Source organism: Aliiglaciecola sp. 3_MG-2023 (assembly GCF_030548205.1).
Lineage (GTDB): Bacteria > Pseudomonadota > Gammaproteobacteria > Enterobacterales > Alteromonadaceae > Aliiglaciecola.
On the sequence record NZ_JAUORV010000003.1, the window covers coordinates 331,178 to 349,003 of the forward strand.

27 protein-coding genes are annotated in these 17,826 nt (G+C 39.4%); 3 read left to right on the forward strand and 24 right to left on the reverse strand.

The window, feature by feature from the left end; translation table 11 throughout:
* Nucleotides 1-4: 4 nt before the first annotated feature.
* From Q4574_RS05190 to Q4574_RS05205, 4 genes are all read right to left on the reverse strand, one after another.
* Nucleotides 5-457: a DUF302 domain-containing protein gene (locus tag Q4574_RS05190; RefSeq protein WP_303472266.1), complete on the reverse strand. Its 453-nt coding sequence runs from the start codon at nucleotides 455-457 to the stop codon at nucleotides 5-7.
* A 212-nt stretch (nucleotides 458-669) separates the two neighbouring features.
* Complete coding sequence (locus Q4574_RS05195; protein WP_303472268.1) at nucleotides 670-1,011, reverse strand: hypothetical protein; 342 nt, start codon at nucleotides 1,009-1,011, stop codon at nucleotides 670-672.
* A 117-nt stretch (nucleotides 1,012-1,128) separates the two neighbouring features.
* On the reverse strand, nucleotides 1,129-1,542 hold the full coding sequence (locus tag Q4574_RS05200) for a hypothetical protein (RefSeq protein ID WP_303472270.1): 414 nt from the start codon (nucleotides 1,540-1,542) through the stop codon (nucleotides 1,129-1,131).
* A 510-nt stretch (nucleotides 1,543-2,052) separates the two neighbouring features.
* Entirely contained in the window at nucleotides 2,053-2,655 is a 603-nt protein-coding gene (locus Q4574_RS05205) for a trans-aconitate 2-methyltransferase (RefSeq protein WP_303472272.1), read from the reverse strand.
* Between the two features lie 253 nt (nucleotides 2,656-2,908).
* On the opposite strand from Q4574_RS05205, the gene Q4574_RS05210 reads away from it, so the two are divergent.
* Nucleotides 2,909-3,385 (forward strand): hypothetical protein, encoded by a 477-nt coding sequence (locus Q4574_RS05210; protein ID WP_303472274.1) that lies wholly within the window; start codon nucleotides 2,909-2,911, stop codon nucleotides 3,383-3,385.
* Between the two features lie 150 nt (nucleotides 3,386-3,535).
* On the opposite strand, the gene Q4574_RS05215 is transcribed toward Q4574_RS05210, so the two are convergent.
* The 5 genes from Q4574_RS05215 to Q4574_RS05235 all read right to left on the reverse strand — a co-directional run bounded on the left by Q4574_RS05215 (nucleotide 3,536) and on the right by Q4574_RS05235 (nucleotide 7,200).
* Nucleotides 3,536-4,018, reverse strand: a complete 483-nt coding sequence (locus tag Q4574_RS05215; protein WP_303472276.1) for a cupin domain-containing protein — start codon at nucleotides 4,016-4,018, stop codon at nucleotides 3,536-3,538.
* Between the two features lie 674 nt (nucleotides 4,019-4,692).
* Nucleotides 4,693-5,082, reverse strand: coding sequence for a RidA family protein (locus tag Q4574_RS05220; protein ID WP_303472278.1), 390 nt, complete (start codon nucleotides 5,080-5,082; stop codon nucleotides 4,693-4,695).
* 413 nt (nucleotides 5,083-5,495) lie between these two features.
* Complete coding sequence (locus Q4574_RS05225; protein WP_303472279.1) at nucleotides 5,496-5,711, reverse strand: addiction module protein; 216 nt, start codon at nucleotides 5,709-5,711, stop codon at nucleotides 5,496-5,498.
* Between the two features lie 157 nt (nucleotides 5,712-5,868).
* Entirely contained in the window at nucleotides 5,869-6,717 is an 849-nt protein-coding gene (locus Q4574_RS05230) for a CPBP family intramembrane glutamic endopeptidase (protein ID WP_303472281.1), read from the reverse strand.
* Between the two features lie 114 nt (nucleotides 6,718-6,831).
* A complete protein-coding gene (locus tag Q4574_RS05235; RefSeq protein WP_303472282.1) occupies nucleotides 6,832-7,200 on the reverse strand; it encodes a molecular chaperone DnaJ in 369 nt (122 codons plus the stop codon).
* A 523-nt stretch (nucleotides 7,201-7,723) separates the two neighbouring features.
* Here Q4574_RS05235 and Q4574_RS05240 point away from each other — a divergent pair.
* Both Q4574_RS05240 and Q4574_RS05245 read left to right on the forward strand, forming a co-directional pair.
* Nucleotides 7,724-8,134, forward strand: a complete 411-nt coding sequence (locus tag Q4574_RS05240; protein WP_303472283.1) for an SRPBCC family protein — start codon at nucleotides 7,724-7,726, stop codon at nucleotides 8,132-8,134.
* Nucleotides 8,135-8,449, forward strand: a complete 315-nt coding sequence (locus tag Q4574_RS05245) for a helix-turn-helix transcriptional regulator (RefSeq protein ID WP_303472286.1) — start codon at nucleotides 8,135-8,137, stop codon at nucleotides 8,447-8,449.
* Nucleotides 8,450-8,569: 120 nt separating this feature from the next.
* Here Q4574_RS05245 and Q4574_RS05250 read toward each other — a convergent pair whose 3' ends face one another.
* The 15 genes from Q4574_RS05250 to Q4574_RS05320 all read right to left on the reverse strand — a co-directional run bounded on the left by Q4574_RS05250 (nucleotide 8,570) and on the right by Q4574_RS05320 (nucleotide 17,730).
* Nucleotides 8,570-8,707: a hypothetical protein gene (locus Q4574_RS05250; RefSeq protein ID WP_303472287.1), complete on the reverse strand. Its 138-nt coding sequence runs from the start codon at nucleotides 8,705-8,707 to the stop codon at nucleotides 8,570-8,572.
* Between the two features lie 67 nt (nucleotides 8,708-8,774).
* Complete coding sequence (locus tag Q4574_RS05255; RefSeq protein ID WP_303472288.1) at nucleotides 8,775-9,542, reverse strand: EAL domain-containing protein; 768 nt, start codon at nucleotides 9,540-9,542, stop codon at nucleotides 8,775-8,777.
* Nucleotides 9,543-9,697: 155 nt separating this feature from the next.
* Entirely contained in the window at nucleotides 9,698-10,252 is a 555-nt protein-coding gene (locus tag Q4574_RS05260) for a GNAT family N-acetyltransferase (RefSeq protein WP_303472290.1), read from the reverse strand.
* Nucleotides 10,249-10,470: a hypothetical protein gene (locus tag Q4574_RS05265; protein ID WP_303472292.1), complete on the reverse strand. Its 222-nt coding sequence runs from the start codon at nucleotides 10,468-10,470 to the stop codon at nucleotides 10,249-10,251. The genes Q4574_RS05260 and Q4574_RS05265 overlap by 4 nt, the downstream gene beginning before the upstream one ends.
* 94 nt (nucleotides 10,471-10,564) lie before the next feature.
* A complete protein-coding gene (locus Q4574_RS05270; RefSeq protein WP_303472294.1) occupies nucleotides 10,565-10,759 on the reverse strand; it encodes a hypothetical protein in 195 nt (64 codons plus the stop codon).
* A 309-nt stretch (nucleotides 10,760-11,068) separates the two neighbouring features.
* Nucleotides 11,069-11,542, reverse strand: coding sequence for an energy transducer TonB (locus Q4574_RS05275; protein ID WP_303472295.1), 474 nt, complete (start codon nucleotides 11,540-11,542; stop codon nucleotides 11,069-11,071).
* A gap of 135 nt (nucleotides 11,543-11,677) precedes the next feature.
* Nucleotides 11,678-11,941 carry a hypothetical protein gene (locus Q4574_RS05280; RefSeq protein ID WP_303472297.1) on the reverse strand — a complete coding sequence of 88 codons (264 nt, stop codon included), beginning with the start codon at nucleotides 11,939-11,941 and terminating at the stop codon, nucleotides 11,678-11,680.
* 506 nt (nucleotides 11,942-12,447) lie between these two features.
* Nucleotides 12,448-12,849, reverse strand: a complete 402-nt coding sequence (locus Q4574_RS05285) for a hypothetical protein (RefSeq protein ID WP_303472298.1) — start codon at nucleotides 12,847-12,849, stop codon at nucleotides 12,448-12,450.
* A 99-nt stretch (nucleotides 12,850-12,948) separates the two neighbouring features.
* Complete coding sequence (locus Q4574_RS05290; protein ID WP_303472300.1) at nucleotides 12,949-13,797, reverse strand: SDR family oxidoreductase; 849 nt, start codon at nucleotides 13,795-13,797, stop codon at nucleotides 12,949-12,951.
* A gap of 553 nt (nucleotides 13,798-14,350) precedes the next feature.
* On the reverse strand, nucleotides 14,351-14,812 hold the full coding sequence (locus Q4574_RS05295; RefSeq protein WP_303472302.1) for a hypothetical protein: 462 nt from the start codon (nucleotides 14,810-14,812) through the stop codon (nucleotides 14,351-14,353).
* 30 nt (nucleotides 14,813-14,842) lie between these two features.
* Nucleotides 14,843-15,496: a hypothetical protein gene (locus Q4574_RS05300; RefSeq protein ID WP_303472304.1), complete on the reverse strand. Its 654-nt coding sequence runs from the start codon at nucleotides 15,494-15,496 to the stop codon at nucleotides 14,843-14,845.
* A gap of 125 nt (nucleotides 15,497-15,621) precedes the next feature.
* Nucleotides 15,622-16,059, reverse strand: coding sequence for a hypothetical protein (locus tag Q4574_RS05305; RefSeq protein WP_303472306.1), 438 nt, complete (start codon nucleotides 16,057-16,059; stop codon nucleotides 15,622-15,624).
* 125 nt (nucleotides 16,060-16,184) lie between these two features.
* Nucleotides 16,185-16,592, reverse strand: coding sequence for a hypothetical protein (locus tag Q4574_RS05310; protein ID WP_277053568.1), 408 nt, complete (start codon nucleotides 16,590-16,592; stop codon nucleotides 16,185-16,187).
* 8 nt (nucleotides 16,593-16,600) lie between these two features.
* On the reverse strand, nucleotides 16,601-16,780 hold the full coding sequence (locus tag Q4574_RS05315; RefSeq protein ID WP_303472312.1) for a hypothetical protein: 180 nt from the start codon (nucleotides 16,778-16,780) through the stop codon (nucleotides 16,601-16,603).
* A gap of 686 nt (nucleotides 16,781-17,466) precedes the next feature.
* The gene (locus Q4574_RS05320; RefSeq protein WP_303472315.1) at nucleotides 17,467-17,730 is read right to left on the reverse strand and encodes a hypothetical protein; all 264 of its coding nucleotides are present in this window, start codon (nucleotides 17,728-17,730) and stop codon (nucleotides 17,467-17,469) included.
* Nucleotides 17,731-17,826 lie beyond the last annotated feature (96 nt).

Below are 17,826 nucleotides of genomic sequence, written 5' to 3' on the forward strand. Positions count from 1 at the left end.
ATTTTTACTTGGCTATCGCTGCCTTTGACAATTTACTTAACACGCCTGAGATTTTACTAATGACTTCATCACAGCCTTTTATTTTGTGGCGCTCCATCAAATAACTTGGGTTATTGTACGATAACCAAACTTTATTATTTGCGTCCTCACTCACCATTACCTTCTGAGGTAAATCAATAGCGACATCTTGCGCACAATGCATTAAGGGCGTTCCAACTTTAGGATTACCAAAAATGATAACTTCTGTTGGTCGTAATTCGAGATCCACGCCGTTTGCATTTTTTTGATGGTCAACCCTTGCAAACAAGGTTACCCCTTTGCTTTTTGCTATATTTTCAAAGCGGTCAGCCGTTTCTTTTACCGAGTAATGACTTTCATATTTAACTAAACCATCAGAAGCAGTTGCAAAAAATGATGCCGAAAATAGGATGATACTTAATGATATTAGTTTTTTCATTTCGATACCTCTACGAGTTAACTCATTCAATTACGTATTAAGTCTATAAAGGCAACAATCTAACAGTTGTTGACCCACGAGCATAGACTGATGAGGAGATATACACTAAAACTGGGGAAGATCATTGTCTTGCATACTTGGTTTGTGACCTGTTACTTACGGGCTATTGTTTCTTTTTACCTAGATTATTGTTAAAGACAGGCAGACAAAACCTATAAACCTGTATTAAAAAACCCAAACGATGCAGATATAACAACATAGAGGCCACAAAAAACGATTATCGCCCAATTAAAATACATAATCGCCTGCCAGCCGATAGATTGAAATCTAAAATATTCTCTGTTCTTTTTTGTAAGCAATATTAAAGACGTTGGAATTACGGTAACAGCATAGATCATAAAAGCGAATACAGTTGTACCTACAACTCCCATAAAAGAAGCGGCACCTGAGTAAAGTGGCGTCTCTGGCGTTAAATCTTGTAAAAAGTATTCACCAGTAGCGATGACAACGACAGGAAATAAAAGTCCAAGAAACTGAAAGCACTTAACTAACATGCGAATCCCTCACTTTACCCTAACTGACTCAAATATACGGCGATAACGGCGAAGCCGCCGCATGTTCGTGTGCCAGTGACCCTAGGGAACGAATTTAACGCCTTATTATTCATCGGATCACTTAAGACCACAAAACTTTTTAAACAGTGCAACCGGAGTAATTTTGGGTTGAGTGCCCAAAAAGTCGATCCCAGTAAAAGCTTTGTCTTGTAGAGAACCTGATTGCGGCAAAACAACGGTGACTTTATCCCCGCTATTATCCGTGTAAATACTGGACCAATATTCGGCGTTTCTAGATATTGCCAGTTCACTATAGACACACATCAACCAACGGGATGCTTGAGCCGAGCGTTCTTGAAACTTAGGAATGTTTAAAATTGAAACGCCTTCTCTTTGTTCCACTTCCGTTACAACGTAGTCAAACGCGGTAATCCCCCTGTCCTTCGATGATACTGAAAAAACCTCTTTCGATATCGCAGTTGTTGCAGAGATTGAAAAGAATATAAGGGTGGTTAATAAAGTCTTATTCATTTAATAGTTCCTTCTAGATGTATAAAGCCCAGATTAAACTGCATAAATTTGCTGACTATACTTGGTAATGAAAAAACCACCGACCAAACGTTGGTGCCAGCAACATAGGTTTGTTATTGCTCTACTCTAGTACTCTTCACTATCGTGGCTTTGCCGCCACAAGCAAATAACACCACAACATGGGTGAAATTATTACCCAAGACTAAACCAAACCGCCAGAAAACTGCAACTATTGATCAACATTACTGTGAACTGGTTTTAATAAAACTAGTTTGGGTGAACATAATTGCAAGTTGAATAAATCGCAGACAAAATGCGGATAAAAGCAGTAGTTTATTCGGAATAAACACCAGAAAACGCCACCTTTTCACTAAACAATTATCTGATGAGGCTTATCCGCTATAACGCTCTACATAGTTGCAAAAATACCTAAACTACAATACCGAGCGAAGCGCCGAAAGCATGCGTATTTTGTCCCAGGTCCCAGGTCCCAGCGAGTTTATGCCATTGTTAGGCACCTTTTTGCGCGACCACGTATAAATGTTTGTTAGGGAAGTCATCATTTTCCAGGTGTCGACATACGCAGTTGTGACGTTCCAACAACTTCAAAATTGCAGGTATGCCAAGCGCTGCATGATATAACTCTTGACCCAGAAATGGATTGCTTCCATCCCCCTTCTCATCAACCGCACCACTGGTAAATATAATCACACCATTCACTTCCAGATGTTCAAGAAGCTTACTAATTACCTTTGTTTGGCTTTCTAACGGAACATGCCAGATACTATCCCATGCGGTTATGAATGCGTATTTATCACACGGACGCCAGTTGCAAATATCTGCATGATGGAATTTTAGGTCGGGATGTCTTATTTTAGCAAGCCTTAGCATCTCGGCTGAAAGATCTAGCCCCTCAACATCATATCCATGCTTTAACAGTAAATCGATTATACGACCGCTACTACCACAGCCTATATCAATAGCCTTTCCCGCTTTTGGGGCAAAGTTAAGCGCTCTTTGGTGCTGAGAAATACCATTTTCTCTATTAAAGCGATCGCTGTTCCAATGCTCTGCAATTTTGTCATAATTCGATGCTTGCTGTTTGGGATCCATAGTTAGTGCCTATTCATACTAATAACACCTTTAATAAACTGCTTGGCAGCGCTTTTGCACCAAATCCGTATGGTTTTAATTTTAAACCGCAACTAAGTCACCAAAGCTTTGTAAGGCTCTACATTTAAAACCGATTTACCCATAAAACAAAAGCGTTTTGCAGGCTTTTTTTTCATTAAGTAAATAATTTTGAAATAAATAACAAATAAAGCCTATCTAGTAATCTTCTAAACACAATTGAATCGAGCTAAAAATGAACCTTAATACTTTAATCACCACATTTTTTATTGGAATTTTTGCAAGTATTGCATTTATTTTAATCCAACCTTTATTTGGGATGCTTACCTTAACGTCTAGACATGCAACTGCTTATATGGAAATAGGTAATTATAGTGCAATTATTGCGATGACTTTATCCTGGCTTGTACATATAGGTGTTTCAGTATTTTATACTTTTATTTCACTCTCAATTTACAATATCAATCATTCTATTTTGGTTAGTTTTTTACAAATAATCGTTTTAGGCTGGGTAACTACACTCATCGCAACGCCAGCAAATGAGTGGGTCGTAAAATTTATAACTACCGGTCAACTCACGACAATATCCTCTTTGTCTGATTTAAACACGCAAGTTGGTCCAAAACTGTGGTTACATATTTTATTTTTTGCATTAGTGATCGTAGGAATTTCGTTTACTAGGTTTATAAACGACCGCAATAATGAAAAGTAAAACCGCTATATGCTGGTTAAATCTGATGTCTCCCCCCCAAGGAAGGGGCTAAAGTACAAAACGAAATGACGGGAGCCCTCGTGGTAGCGTTACAGCAAGCAACACGAGGTACGGGCGTCCGGCACCGACGTTGGGAACGGCTGCAATTTGTTATACTTTTTTGCCTGCATTGGGCTCGCCAATATTGTCAATATCGACAATATTCCACGGCATATTTTTCTGACGATAAATACGTTTCATTAATTTTGGATAATCCCCCACATCATGATCAAGGCGCTGTCCAACTACAATGCACTTTAATACTGAATCACCGGTATTTCTGAGGGCATGAGCTTCTCCGCCAGCTCGATAACCTAAAAAATCTCCCGCTTTCACTGAATATATTTTCGATCCTACCTGAGCTTCGGCCGCACCTTCGAGGATATAGACGCACTCATCTTCATGATAGTGCTTATGGAACTCTGTCGATTCATGACCGGGCTGAATTTCAATGATATGAAAGCCAAATCCAGTTAAACCGGTGAGATCTCCAAGGGATTTATTAATCCGCTTCGCGTTTTCGTTCAGAAAATGAGTTTTAGATATACCTTCAAATTTCTCAATTTCTTCTTTGGTGATTAGGTATTTATCCATAAATCTCTCCAGAGGCATAACGCCGTAATGTAGGTATTTGGCGGTGTTAGCCTAGCGTAAAACACAACAAAATACCGAAAAGGCGATCCAGCCCGCGGGCAGATGAGGTTGGCACCCCCTGTTATATCTTCGACTTAAGCTCACTAATAGCCACCAGTATTTGAGCCCTGTTTTTGGCAGATTTGAGCCATTTAGGCAACCTACTCGCAAGGGATGAATTACTCCAACCCCACTCTTCATGCGGCTTGCGCTCTCTCAGAGTAGCTCCAACATATGATTCGAGAAATTCGAGGTGTTTAAGATTAAATGCCCAGAGAGAATGCCCTACGCATCCAGTTTGCAGCCAAAGCTCAAAACCAAAATAACCATCGGTTGGATTTTCGCTATGCCAGTAAAAAGAGCGTTGGTTTGTAGATTTCGAAACAGTGTAACCACAGGTAAAGCAGGCACACCTAACTTGGTCTTCTCCGTGCGGGACGACTGACGACTTACTTTTACACTTCGGACAAACAACAAGCACAGGATCGTCTAGCGAAGGCTTGCTAATCGTAAAGCGGTGCTCTCTATTTTCTTTAAACCGATTTTCGCTCATGACTGATAGGGATGACAAGCAATTAAGCAGCGCTGCCTGCTCTTGGCAGTGTTCCCTTGAATTGCTTTGTTAGATGCCCACTCTAAAGATGAGCAATACATTTAATTTCAATTTTGAGTTCAGGCTGAACAAGTGCCGCTACTTGCACAACTGTTTGACTAACTTCGGGCATACCGCCATATGCTGATTCCCTTTGTCCATAAACAGTTTCAACGTTTCCCATCAATTCATCCATATTAGTAACAAAGAAGGTTTCATCAACAATATTGCTCATATCCGCCCCAAACTGTGATAAAACATCCTTCATATTTGAATAAGCGATAGCTGTTTGTTCGGCAATGTCTAATGGAACAGAACCGTTACTATCTATCCCAACTTGTCCTGCCATATAAAGAATATTTCCAACTCTAGTACCTTGTGCAATAAAATCCTTGAACGGGCCACTTCGATAAGTTTTCTTTTCAATTGCCATTTTGAATGTTCCTCTTAGTTTATGGGCAGCTAACGCCCCGTATTTACTGCACAAACTTGTAGGCTAAACTTGTCGAAGAATAAGCCTCAGCCAGTGAGTTGGTGTCCGCAACATTTGTTTGTTAGTTGGTAATCCGCTCAATCCGATAATTAGGTTATTGATGATTACATGAAACAGCTATTATTTGAATAGTCTCAGGCCTAACTTGATAGACGATTGAATAAGGAAAACGATTGAGTAAGCACCGATGAGTAAATTTACTAAGTTTCTGCCACGCCTTAGGATTGATTTTGACGCGATGCAAGGTTGATTCAAACTACTCACTCACCTTTTCCCTAACCCCAGATAGATATCCTCGTAAAATTTAAAAGCATCGTCTAATTCGAGCTCTGCAATATCTAAAATTTCAGTCTTCATTTATATTTTTTTAAGACCTCTGAAACTGGTTTTGAGTAAGCGTTATTCTTCTCGTATGCCTGTACTCGGCGATCAGATTCTTCAGACCACATTGCATTTATTTCTTCATTAGGCGCATCCAAGCTCTCTAAAAGCCTTTCAACCAAAGCGACGCGTTCGTTAGTGGATAGCGCGAGTGCATCATCAAAGACATCTTTATCAATATAGGACATATTTATCTCCTATTTCTGTTAAGACAATAGCATTGAAAAAAGGAAATTTGTATTCAGAAAACTAACAACGCCCGCCTAGCAGGCGAAAGAGGCTTGGCTAAAATTAGGAACGAAGTGACGCAAGCCAAGCTTTTTGCGCTCTTTGTTAAAGCGCATGTTATGTTCTGACAACCTTAAATTCAGCATTACCTTTTCTTAAAAAATATAAAGCCACACAAGTTGCTACAATTGCTATGACAGCTCCAAACTCATCCATATACCAAGCAGAGTTTGTGTTTGTTATTGTAATAGGTGTGAATAACTTTTGGATAAATATATTCGAACTAGCATGATAAATAACCGCAGGCCAAAGGCTATTAGTTTTGATACGAAAGTAAGCCATAATTACCCCTGTAGCCGTTATAAAAACTGAGAACACAAACAGCTGATAATATAATGGAGTTACGTCATTACCATATAACCCTAAAATAATTAGAGGCCAGTGAAATAATGCCCAAATAAATCCACTTACTACTCCAACACCAGTAAAAGACATCGTTTTAGCAAGTTCTGGTACCAGAAAGCCACGCCAACCAATCTCCTCACCTAAAATAGACGGTAATGAAACAATAAAACTAATAGTCGCGATCAATCCGCAATGAAAAAGAAATATAGCAAGATCATTCCAATGACCTAAGTTATAGCTTTCTTTTTGCTTGGACAGAAATTCAACATCATAAAATTCACCCAAGCCACACGACCATATAATTAAATAGGAAATAAGCGCAATAATAAATGGCAAAAGATAGCTTGTACGTTGATGTTTCCACTCAACCCATTGCCAACCTAAGCTCGATAAATTTCGTTTTCTTAGAAGGCAAGTAACCAATGTAGCAGCGCCAACTGACAACATTAGTGGTGTCGCTTGACCCATTCGATAAATTAACCAAAACCCTAAAAGATAAAAAGCTACAACCAAAATCAAAAAAGTCGCTAGGGTTAAAATAGTGTCTTTGGAATTTTTCAATAGAACCTCTGACTGACTAAATGAAGAACATAACGCTCTGCTAACCAGAAAAACAGTCGCTGTTGATTAATGTGCGCCGTTTGCAGATTAAATGACAACACTGTTTTTTATCCTTTATTCACTACCCATGATCTGTTTATTTAGCTTTTCGAACTCTGACATTAGCTTGTCGCAAGCAACTTTTTCTGCCTGACAAAGCGCCGTCATATGGATATAGATTTTATTGTCTCTTTCTACCACCTTTCGTTTAACCGCTGTTGGATGAGCTGGGTGAATGTCTGGAGTAAACGACCATAAAACCATGCTAGTGTCTTGTGAGTCCTCAATGATTGTCCAGCCGCCTTGCACTGAGGTTTTGGTACCGTCTTTTTGCTTCAATTGCTCAATAGCATCTGCAACGGTGTCATAACCTATACCTTCAGCTTTTAAGGTTTGGCTCAGACAACACAATGAAAGAGCGATTAAAAAGTACTTTGATTTCAAATTACATTCCTTGGTATATAGACACAATGACTCCCTTTGCTAACGCTAGCCTGCGCATTTTCGTGGATTAGTTAAAAAATCCATCGGAGCGCCGGCCGGAACCATAATTAGTTTATTCAATACTCAATCAATTTGGAGACTAACATGAACAAACATAGCATAATTTTTTTAGGATTAGATACCCACAAAGAATTTCATGAAGTGGCTTATTATGAAGATCAGCTAGGCTGAAAAAAGAAAAAAGGGGTCGGTGTACATTAATCCCGTTAATCCGGAATTATGTACTCTGACCCCATAATTCTTCTGTGATTTGTTAGGCATCCCCTTCCCCAACCCTCTAGAACCGCAGACTAACTCTATGTTCGCCAGTTAGCCAGTTAGCCAGTATCTCATGGTAGCTCTCACCACATTAATGCAACCAATTGGTTGCATTAATGTGATCGCTGTGCTCTACTCGTCACACTGATTCAAAATCTTGCCGGTTGAGGTCATTATGCAAAACATCATACAACGCGAATTAACGATGAACGCTTCGATAGAACGCACCTATGAGGCAATAGCCAATCCAGAACATGTAACAAAGTGGTTTCCTGAAACACTTGAAGGTAGCTATAACACGGGGGAACAACCGATCTTTGGGTTCGGTGAGCATGGCAAGACCCAAATCTGCATCATTGCTGCACAACCTTATAATTATTTCGCATATCGTTGGGTACCCGGTGCCAACAACTTTCTGGGAGATGTACTAACCGTTCCCAATACCTTGGTTGAGTTCCGAATCACCAAGCTGACAGATGCAACGTGCAAAGTGATCCTAACCGAATCTGGCTTTGCAGACCTCCCAACAGAACTGATGGAAGCCTCGTTTAAGCAGAACTCCGGTGGTTGGGATTTCATGCTTGGCCGATTAGAAAAGTACATTGAAGCTTCGTAAATGATTGAAGCAACGATTTACAAAGCGCTAGGCGACCCTATTCGACTGGAAATCGTGAAAAGACTTTCTGTCACATCAACCAGCACTGTTGGAGATATTTCAACAAATTTGGGGATAACGAGACAGGGGGCAAGAAAACAACTTCAGGTTCTGGTCAATGCGAATGTTGTGCATCTTGAGCAGTGTGGAAGGCAAACACAGGTATCGTTAAACACGAAAACCCTCCAAATCGCTCAGTCTTTTATTTCACAATTGGAACGCAAGTGGGATAACCGCCTTGAGGCATTGAAGAACTACGTAGAGGCTTCGGACTGATTTGCTGTGGTCTCTAGGATGCCTAACGTCCGAATTCGTTACACAAACTGACAGGCTATAATGGCGAAGCCGCCTGCCTGTTTGTGTCCCAGCGAACCTGCGAGTGACTGCGGCAGATTGTTAGGCGGCATGCAGATCTATTGGCTGCACGTTATCTAAATTAATGCTCTGCTCTGCTTGCCAAAGTTCATACTTGTCTTGCATGCTAAGCCAACTTTCTGGGCTTCGCCCTAATACTGTTGATAGCTTCAGTACCATTTCTGGTGGTACTGCTTTTTTGTCCCGCTTTAATGACTTGTTTTATTTGCTAAATTCATACACTAAATTAAAATTTACTGAAATCTACATTTGGCAGACTTTCAAAACCAGGTTTAGCAAATAAATACCCTTGCATTAATTCAATGCCAAAATCTCGCAAGCAGGTGAATTCTTCTTTAGTCTCAATACCTTCCGCTAAAGGGGTAATTTTTAAGTCACGAAATATATTTAAACAGTTTTTTACTATTGATTGGCGAGCGTGATCTTTATCAATATTGCGAATGAGTCCCATATCAAGCTTTACTATATTAGTCTGAAAGTCAGCTAACAACCCTAAACCTGCGTAACCAGAACCAAAATCATCAATTGCAGTCTTAAAACCTAATTTAATATAATATTCAACTATGCTTTTAACGAAATGACTATCTTCAATTTTTTCAACTTCTGTAAACTCAAACATTATTTTCTCAGATGGAAAATTATACTTCTTGGCCGCATCTAAGGTCGTTCGAATACAACGCTCGGGTTTGTATATGGCATTTGGTAGAAAGTTAATACTAAGTATTGATTCAAGTTTTAATTCGGATGCAAGTGCTATCGCCTTAACTCGACATCGTTGATCAAACAAATAACGATTATCATCATTTACTTTAGATATTATTGAAAATGCGGATTCATTATTTAAACCTCGAACTAAGGCTTCATACCCATAAATTTGCTCAGTTTTGCAGTTGATAATTGGCTGAAAAGCCATTGTGAAGTCGAAGTTAAGGTTGCTTTTATCAGAACAATTATCACATGAAAATCTGTCATAAATTATAGGTTCTTCTTTCATTTTTATATCCTTAAAAAATGTATCGCTAAATTAAGCGCAAACATATCGCTTCAATCTATGGCAAAAAATAGTTGATTGAAATTAGCGACGCAAGAGTAAAACCAACTGTTTTTATGGTGCAGAATTGATTTGTTATGAGTACGGTAAACCAAAACTTATAAAATCTTTGTGATCTCTGGCTTTATAAACAAACCTAGGATGCTTCCGAAAAGATTTTTATACATATACTCTATTTCTTTTTTAGTAATACCTGAACCATAAATTAACATTTCAAGATTTTCGCCTGGTTCTTTAACTATAAAACCAGAAGGTAAAAAACCATTGTTTTCATAAAATTCTTTACGTTTAACTCTTTGTTGATAATTATTTGCTTGTTTATCTATGACCTCAATATTTAAAACTATCCTTTTACCTAAATGTTCATTTTTGAAGGATTCGAGTACTTGACTACCAAAGCCTTTTGAACGGCAAGATTCTAATATTGCAATTGATTGGATAAATACAATATCCTCATATTCCGTTATATAAATAAGACCAATCCACTTATCTTCAGCATACAAAGCACTAAAACCGACCTTACCATTTCTCAACGTATACTTAAGAAACCATTTAGGCACTTTCCTCGCTTCAGGGAATGCTTCTTTATAAAGGTCTATTACCTCAATATAATTAGCGCTACCACTACTTATAGGTGAGAACGTGATGCTCATAGGGAGTACTCATAACTCTTACAATAACGGGAAAAACCGAGTGTTTTGGCACGAAGTGTCAGCGAGTCCTTTTCCCAATGAGCGAAGAGAATGTTGTTTTTTGTAAAGTTTAGCGTGTTAGTTCTTTGAAAGGCCATTGCTTCTATAAGAATCACGGTTGCCATAGCGACTTTGATTAATATTCTAGAACGCTGGGCTTTTATCGCTTCGTCTTCCATTGAGAATAACTCCTAAAAGTACGTATAATGCTTTGCATAAGCAGTTTGTGGCGCTCTTCCACAAAACCGGTTAATGGTTTTGTTATTCACAAATTTACTCATAACTGACAGTTTGTTTGAGTTGGTTTAACAAACTCTTGTTGTCTGTTCGTTGAAGCCACATTGACGATGTTTCGACTGATAAACCGTTTGAGTGTGTTATCAATGATGCTTTTACATCACTCTTCAAAGCGTATTCAGTATCACCCGAAGAAGAATAATCTAGCAACAATATGAGCTCGAACTGCATTGTATCGGCTCCACAATCTCGTAACATTGTTCTACCGAGAGAAGTAGACCAAACAATATTTTTAGTTTGAAATTTACAAGTGAACCCGCTTTCATCGTCGCCTGTATCAGCGTCGTAAAGAAAAACGCCCTTCCAATCTGCAGCATTTACTCCAAATGTGAGAATAACTAAAAAAACTGCGAGTAACCTGATAATTCTCCTTCGTGGATAACGTCCGAATTTGCTGCACAAACTTGTGGCCTACACTTAGTGTAGGCACCAACAATGGCCGCGAGTTTGGGTCAGCAACATACGTTTGTTATAAATACATTACCCACCGACCTTAACGCGCATGCCTGTAGAATAAATGATGTCTTCACTTGGGCATGAATAATTGGGTGTAATAGATGAACAAGGTTGATTCGGCTTGTCGAAACAGAAATCAAATCGGGTTTGCGTTTTTACAGGCTGAGTTAGAATACTTTTAGGTAATTCTGACCATTTCCAGTTTTTAATCACGTCTACAGCAGCTTTAGAAAACTGCTTATTTGTTGAAGCTATTACAGTTATATCTTTAACTTCATTTTGAGGTGTTATTACATATTCAACGGTAGCGCACCCTTCGATAGACTTAATCGCTGCTTGTTCCGGATACCTCGGAGGAAAGCGATTAAGTTGGCTCCATTTAGAAGATTGAATTTCGTTCTGAGTTACCGATAAACCCGGATACTCTTTTTCCATTTTAGTTGATGCACAACCACCAACTATAAGAGTCGTGATTAAAATGACAATACTATTTTTCATAATCGAAGTTTCCTTGTATTTATAGCGTTTCAAATAAGCGGCGCAATCTTGCTGGCTATACTTACAGAAGAATGGGCCCCAGCCAGCGAGTATGCGTCCCAGTGAGCTTGCGAATGAATATAATGTGTTTGTTAGCTACAGCACCTTGAGTTTGTACCACGATTTTTTTTGGTAACAAATGAAACCCATTGCAATACCTAAAGTAAACACAAAATACTGTTCTGTCATTATTCCCCAAACTAGAGGAATGGCTCCTATAGTGAGCGCAATAGATAATCGGTGTTTTTCTGAGTAGTTGACCTCAACTAGCATACCTTTCTTAATTGCAATCTTTTGAGCAAGTAATAAAACAATGATTAAAGCCAGGATAATCAATTGTACAAAGTTAATAAATTCCATTTACGTATCCTTAGGTAGCTAACGATTCAAATAAGCTCGCAGGCTTGCTGGCTATACTTGGCGAAGAATGAGCCACAGCCAGCGAGTTGGGGTCCGCAGCATTTGTTTGTTATTGCACCACCCCACTTCACTATCGCGGCTTTGCCGCCACAAACTGTTAGTACAGCAACTTGATTAAAATTATTACCCTAGACTAAACCAAACAGCCAGAAAACTGCAACTATTGATAATCGTTATTATGAACAAGTTTCTATAAAATCGATCTGAGTTGGAAGTATTTTGAATTGAATAAACCGCCGGGGAATTGCCGAAAAAAGCAGTAGTTAAATCGGAGAAATACGGAAGAGTTCTGCCTTTGCGCTAAACATTAACCTGAAAGGCTTATGCGCTATAACGTTTCAAATAAGCGGCGCAGGCTTGCTGGCTATACTTGGCGAAGAATGAGCCCCAGCCGGCGAGAAGGCGTCCCAGTAAGCTTGCGAACGATTTAATGGGTTTGTTATATTTTAATTTACTTTAGTTGCTTTAATAACGATAGAACTACAGTCACCAATTACATAAGGGCCTAGGATAAATTTTGATGATGAGAAATGATACTCTAAATCACAATATTCATATGTCGATTCCAGTTGAGAGTTTCTTGTATCAAACCGCGCAACAATAAGATCTTTGCTTTGTTGAAGAATTAAAATTGAATTAGATGATATAGATCGTTTAACTTCTTCTTTTGACGTCCCAACCTTAGGTTTTGGTGCGTTAACGAAAATAGCAACTAAAGCATCTTTTACCTTTAAGGGATTACTTTTTTCAGGTTGAATTACTTCTTTGAGTCCTGTCTTTTCAATCGATGAACATGCACTGATTAAAAATATTAATATCGTAGAAAAACCAACTCTACGTTTATTCACCGAACTATCCTTAAAATACAACGCCGTTTTAAGCGGAAAAATGCGAGCGCGAGCCAGTAGTTTTTCCGATGCAGCAACTTGTTAGCTTTTTTATTCTATTTACAATAAAGTCTTAATAACTCTTTCCTGAAGTAATTTTCCTGTGGGATCTGCCTGAGTTTTTAAACTACAAAATTCTTCAGCCCATGTTGACGTGCGAATGCGAACAGGTGGAGTTGGATTTTGTATGCATTCAATGACAACTTCAGCTACTTGATCTGATGTTTGATATACACCATCTGAGCGACTTTGTGCACCTCCAATATATTTTTCTAGAATGGGTCGATATTCATCATCCTTCATCCCACCTGTGCTTTGAAATTGCTTTAGTGCACTATTTGCAAATTCCGAACTAATACCACCAGGCTCTACTATCGTAAAATTAATGTTAAAAGAAGGCTGAATATAGCTTGCCATAGACTCCGTATAGCCTTCTACAGCAAATTTAGCAGCACAATATATTTCATTAAACGGTTGTCCAACTAGCCCACCTACAGAAGAGATATTAATAACATGTCCACTTCGTTGTTTTCTCATATGAGGCATAACAGCTTTTGTACAACGCACTACTCCCATGAAGTTCACATCCATAACCCACTGAATCTCACTCTCAGAAGCCTGCTCAGTCGTTCTGACAAATCCTGCACCAGCATTATTGATAAGAATATCAATGCGACCTTCTCTTTCAATTATGTAACTAAAACACCGTTCTACACTTGAGGCATCTTGCACATCTAATTGCTTAACCTCTAATGAAACGCCTGCCTTTTCTGCAGCCTCTATAAGGGTAGATTGTTTTTCAAGGTTCCTCATAGTGGCATAGACCTTATATCCTTTTTCAGCCAACAAGATAGAAATACTAGCTCCAAGACCTGTTGATGCCCCAGTTATAATTGCAATTTTGTTCATGATCTTATTTTCCTATTGATAGTTTGCATTTGAAACCAAGAAGCTAACGCTTTGCCCCCGCGAGCGAAGCAAGTGTTAATACATTTGTTATATGCGTTACTTACTGCAAGGTGAATACCCCATATATTTGTTACTACTATATCTAGCCTTGACTGAAGATATCGAGTGCAAAACATTTGGCAGAGGCTTCTCGCTGATTGCAAAAATTGCAGTTAACTGCACATACTGATTTGCACAATTTGATAAATCAACTCCCTTACTATTTAACGTGTCAACAAACAAACCACGGGACGTATCCATGAGCGTCGCATCAGTTTGGTAGGGGTATAGAGAATAAACTTGACCATTCCTTTGCAAATATCCAATAACGCTTACTTTCTGTGTATCCGTCGGGGTATTTTTACTCAGAAGTTCAAATATTGAGACTCGATTTGGTGTTGAGTTTCCGTAACATAAGAAACTAACAAATAGTGTAATTATTGAAAAGTACCTCATAAATTCCCTCGTGAGCATATAACGCCGCCGTCACGCGCTTGTCGCGTGCACGGCCTTTTTAAAGCCATTCCTTTTCATAACTGATTATAAGATCCCACAGTTCTTTCAAGAGCGCAGCACTTGCTGGATAAAGCACCTTTGAAAACTCGATATACTCTTCGTCCAATGGCGCATTATGGCCGATAGCAAAATGCGGCCCACCCTTTAGAAGTTCTGGGCTTCTATGAGGAATATCACTGTGCGCGATCAACTTATCTCTATACTCGATCGTCTGCTCATGGACTTCACAAAATTCATTTGGAACATATATCTTATCAAGACGCCACTTCCCTTTATTTCTATATCGGGATTCATTTCCTGAGAATGGGCGCGCGTAGGACACGATTGATGCCTTTACAAGCACCACACGCATCCGGTCGCTAACTGCATCACTAAGCATCTCAAGAGACTTAACACACTCCTGGATGTCTCCAGCGCAAAGCCTATAAAATACGTATCTTTCTTCCGCCAATGAGTCCATAAGCTTTAACGCCTCCTTCAGCTGCGCAGTTTACTGCGTCGGCTGCAAGGAATTGTTAGCTGGCGTACATTGCTGCGATGTTGAAAATGGCACTCTTTGAACATTTGACGCGAAGAGCACCATTCCTAAAGCCCCCAGCATGAGCAATAAACCAGCAACCCATTTGGATATTCTATATGTTCGTTCGCCACGTTTAACTCTTTTCCATTCTGATTTAAGTATTGGTACAGCTTTTTCTCGCAGATCTCCACATAGATCTGAAGCCCTTTGATAGTCTGAAGAGTTAAATGAATCACGAACTGCCTGAAAAGCTTCGAGGAATTCAGCGTTCATTTTTGCAAAAACAACATCTGATTCGTCTGGATTTATTCGAAGTAAAAGAGATGTCACAGTCCTACAATATGTTTCATGTGACTCACGAAGGGATGTTGCCAATGTTTGACGGTTCGCAGCGTTTTTTTCGAGTCTATCATTCTGGAAAGCAGCGAGATGGAATTTGATATGAAATACCGCTGCAGTTAAATCGGAAAGCTCCCTGCGAAATGCATCAATCCACTCTTGCCGAAATTCAGAGACCTTTTGTTCCTTAGAAATAACAAGATTAAGAAATGAGAAAAAGCCCGCGATGAAAGCAGCTGCAATAGCGCCAATAGCAATTAATGCTTGAGCAGGAATTTCAGTCATAGTAAATACCTCCTGTGCTGCTAACGCTCCGCATAAATGGCGGAAAACAGTTGGCTAAACTTAGCGAAGAATGAGCGCCAGCCAACTGTTAGGCGTCCATTTTAATGCGATTGTTAGGCACAGGTCTATACAACCATGATTTGTGAAGCATCAGTTACCTTAATATGTGTTTGGTAATAGTATTTACCTGTCCGTCTTCCCATAGTAGTGAAGTGAATTTTTACTCTCTTAGCTTCACCGGTAACTTGAATAGTTTTACCTTTAAAATAATCTTCGGGTGACTGCTGTGTTGCTGCAATTAATTCTTTAACAGCGTTAAATGACAACGCAATAGTTATGTTTCGTTGGTCTCTGTAGTCTATTTCTGTGTTTAGAAATATTCGATTGTCACCTCGTTGTGAGCCTGTAGCTTGAATAGTAAAAGTGTAAACGCCCTGAACTCCATCAGGAGCAGAGTCCGCCGCATTCTTTATTATTTGCACTGTATCAGATGTTTTTAAGACTGGAGTAGTTGAGCAACCTGCAAAAAGTCCAAGTAAAAATACTACAAATAAGAACCTCATATTTATAAATTCCTTTAAGTGCCTAACGCTCCGCATAAATGGCGGATAACAGTTGGCTAAACTTAGCGAAGAATGAGCGCCAGCCAACTGTTAGGCGTCCATTTTAATGCGTTTGTTAGGAGTGCCTACTCCTGATATCTAGAGATAGCGAGTTTTTTAGCTTTCTCAACTGCTACAACACCACTATCTAAAAGGATTTTACCTAATATTTCATCGCTTCTTTGAGAAGCCATGTTTGAATATTTATTCCCAATTTTTTGCGCGACATAACACCATGCATAAGCTTCTTGTAAGTCTAGTATTGGTTTTTCAGTTGATAATGAAACACACAAACCAAACGGAGCGAATTCGTATTTAAATTTCGCTGACTCTAGTAGGAACTCAAGTCCCAAATTAGGATCAAATTCCTTTCTATCTTCTTTAAATAGCTCTGTACCGATCACGAACAATTGCTCTGGCGTATATTTGCTTTTATCTTCTGCAAATACGGTACCTGACATTAGCAACGATAGTAAAAAAATATGCAGCCTCATCAGCACTCCTAACGTTTCAAATAAGCGGCGCAGGCTTGCTGGCTATACTTGGCGAAGAATGAGCCCCAGCCAGCGAGTTTGCGTCCGGCGACGAAGGAGCGTACTTGATTTGCTTTGTTAGACGGCGCAATAAACATGCGGTAAACATCCTTTGTCTGTTGAATAACACCATTACCTAATACAACCACCAGATAATAACCCCTGTAATTTCCTTGTTTAAAGATAGTCTGAAACAACTAAACAGTTCAAACAACCTTTAATGACAAACCACTTTTTGTGTTTAAAACCACCTAGAAGAAAAAAGAAATGATGTTGGCATTTCTCGCGATTTCAAAACAACTATGCACCTTTAACTAGCGCCTTCTAACGCCCGGCTAAGCTGCCGGAACGGAGTTGATTGTTTTGTGCCAGCGTAGCTGAAAAGCACAAAACGAGCAACGCAGTGGAGGTCAGATTGAGCCGATTGTTAGCATATCGGGGCCACGAAAACCAAAATGACGCCATGGCCTTAACGAAGTTCCGATTTTGAACATGCCCGATAGCAGCGAGCGAGAACAATGCCATTTAAACACTTCATTCCTGACGATCCCTCAATGCGGCCACGATAATGAGGACAGCTTTGCTGCACATAAAAACCTTACGTCGCCACCCTTCTGTGCCAGCGCTTTACGACGATCGCTACGCGGCTGCACTATTACAAAACTATAATTCCACTACGAGCTATTCGGAGCCGAACACACAATCGTGAAGTAATGCTAACGCTTCACATATGGGGCGCAGGCTTGCTGGCTATACTTGCGCGAAGCGCCAGCCAGCGAGTTTGCGTCCCAATGAGCGTAGCGAATGAACATAATGTGTTTGTTAGGGCTACTTGCTAACATTTTTTTTGCTTTAACCATATTGTGAGTAATATAAACAAAAATAGCACAATTGCGAAAACACCAACTTGCTCAATATAGCCTCTAAAAGGATTACCAAAACCAATAAAGATTTCTTGCTGATATGTACAAGCACCTACTCCGGACCAATTTTGCATAAAAGTGCCACCGCAAAGAGTAAATGTGCTCACTGTCATAATTCCGAACACGGCCAAAATGAGTAAAACAAGCAATCTAGATTTTGAATTCTTCATTTTCATCTAATTAGTAGCCCTAACACCCGCATAAATTGCGAATAACAGTTGGCTAAACTTAGCGAAGAATGAGCGCCAGCCAACTGTTAGGCGTCCATTTTA

What these genes read in the sequence shown, in the direction of transcription:
- Q4574_RS05190 (WP_303472266.1), bottom strand. Translation starts at nt 457, where the DNA reads ATGAAAAAACTAATATCATTAAGTATCATCCTATTTTCGGCATCATTT.
- Q4574_RS05195 (WP_303472268.1), bottom strand. Translation starts at nt 1,011, where the DNA reads ATGTTAGTTAAGTGCTTTCAGTTTCTTGGACTTTTATTTCCTGTCGTT.
- Q4574_RS05200 (WP_303472270.1), bottom strand. Translation starts at nt 1,542, where the DNA reads ATGAATAAGACTTTATTAACCACCCTTATATTCTTTTCAATCTCTGCA.
- Q4574_RS05205 (WP_303472272.1), bottom strand. Translation starts at nt 2,655, where the DNA reads ATGGATCCCAAACAGCAAGCATCGAATTATGACAAAATTGCAGAGCAT.
- Q4574_RS05210 (WP_303472274.1), top strand. Translation starts at nt 2,909, where the DNA reads ATGAACCTTAATACTTTAATCACCACATTTTTTATTGGAATTTTTGCA.
- Q4574_RS05215 (WP_303472276.1), bottom strand. Translation starts at nt 4,018, where the DNA reads ATGGATAAATACCTAATCACCAAAGAAGAAATTGAGAAATTTGAAGGT.
- Q4574_RS05220 (WP_303472278.1), bottom strand. Translation starts at nt 5,082, where the DNA reads ATGGCAATTGAAAAGAAAACTTATCGAAGTGGCCCGTTCAAGGATTTT.
- Q4574_RS05225 (WP_303472279.1), bottom strand. Translation starts at nt 5,711, where the DNA reads ATGTCCTATATTGATAAAGATGTCTTTGATGATGCACTCGCGCTATCC.
- Q4574_RS05240 (WP_303472283.1), top strand. Translation starts at nt 7,724, where the DNA reads ATGAACGCTTCGATAGAACGCACCTATGAGGCAATAGCCAATCCAGAA.
- Q4574_RS05245 (WP_303472286.1), top strand. Translation starts at nt 8,135, where the DNA reads ATGATTGAAGCAACGATTTACAAAGCGCTAGGCGACCCTATTCGACTG.
- Q4574_RS05250 (WP_303472287.1), bottom strand. Translation starts at nt 8,707, where the DNA reads ATGGTACTGAAGCTATCAACAGTATTAGGGCGAAGCCCAGAAAGTTGG.
- Q4574_RS05255 (WP_303472288.1), bottom strand. Translation starts at nt 9,542, where the DNA reads ATGAAAGAAGAACCTATAATTTATGACAGATTTTCATGTGATAATTGT.
- Q4574_RS05260 (WP_303472290.1), bottom strand. Translation starts at nt 10,252, where the DNA reads ATGAGCATCACGTTCTCACCTATAAGTAGTGGTAGCGCTAATTATATT.
- Q4574_RS05265 (WP_303472292.1), bottom strand. Translation starts at nt 10,470, where the DNA reads ATGGAAGACGAAGCGATAAAAGCCCAGCGTTCTAGAATATTAATCAAA.
- Q4574_RS05270 (WP_303472294.1), bottom strand. Translation starts at nt 10,759, where the DNA reads ATGCAGTTCGAGCTCATATTGTTGCTAGATTATTCTTCTTCGGGTGAT.
- Q4574_RS05275 (WP_303472295.1), bottom strand. Translation starts at nt 11,542, where the DNA reads ATGAAAAATAGTATTGTCATTTTAATCACGACTCTTATAGTTGGTGGT.
- Q4574_RS05280 (WP_303472297.1), bottom strand. Translation starts at nt 11,941, where the DNA reads ATGGAATTTATTAACTTTGTACAATTGATTATCCTGGCTTTAATCATT.
- Q4574_RS05290 (WP_303472300.1), bottom strand. Translation starts at nt 13,797, where the DNA reads ATGAACAAAATTGCAATTATAACTGGGGCATCAACAGGTCTTGGAGCT.
- Q4574_RS05295 (WP_303472302.1), bottom strand. Translation starts at nt 14,812, where the DNA reads ATGGACTCATTGGCGGAAGAAAGATACGTATTTTATAGGCTTTGCGCT.
- Q4574_RS05300 (WP_303472304.1), bottom strand. Translation starts at nt 15,496, where the DNA reads ATGACTGAAATTCCTGCTCAAGCATTAATTGCTATTGGCGCTATTGCA.
- Q4574_RS05305 (WP_303472306.1), bottom strand. Translation starts at nt 16,059, where the DNA reads ATGAGGTTCTTATTTGTAGTATTTTTACTTGGACTTTTTGCAGGTTGC.
- Q4574_RS05310 (WP_277053568.1), bottom strand. Translation starts at nt 16,592, where the DNA reads ATGAGGCTGCATATTTTTTTACTATCGTTGCTAATGTCAGGTACCGTA.
- Q4574_RS05320 (WP_303472315.1), bottom strand. Translation starts at nt 17,730, where the DNA reads ATGAAAATGAAGAATTCAAAATCTAGATTGCTTGTTTTACTCATTTTG.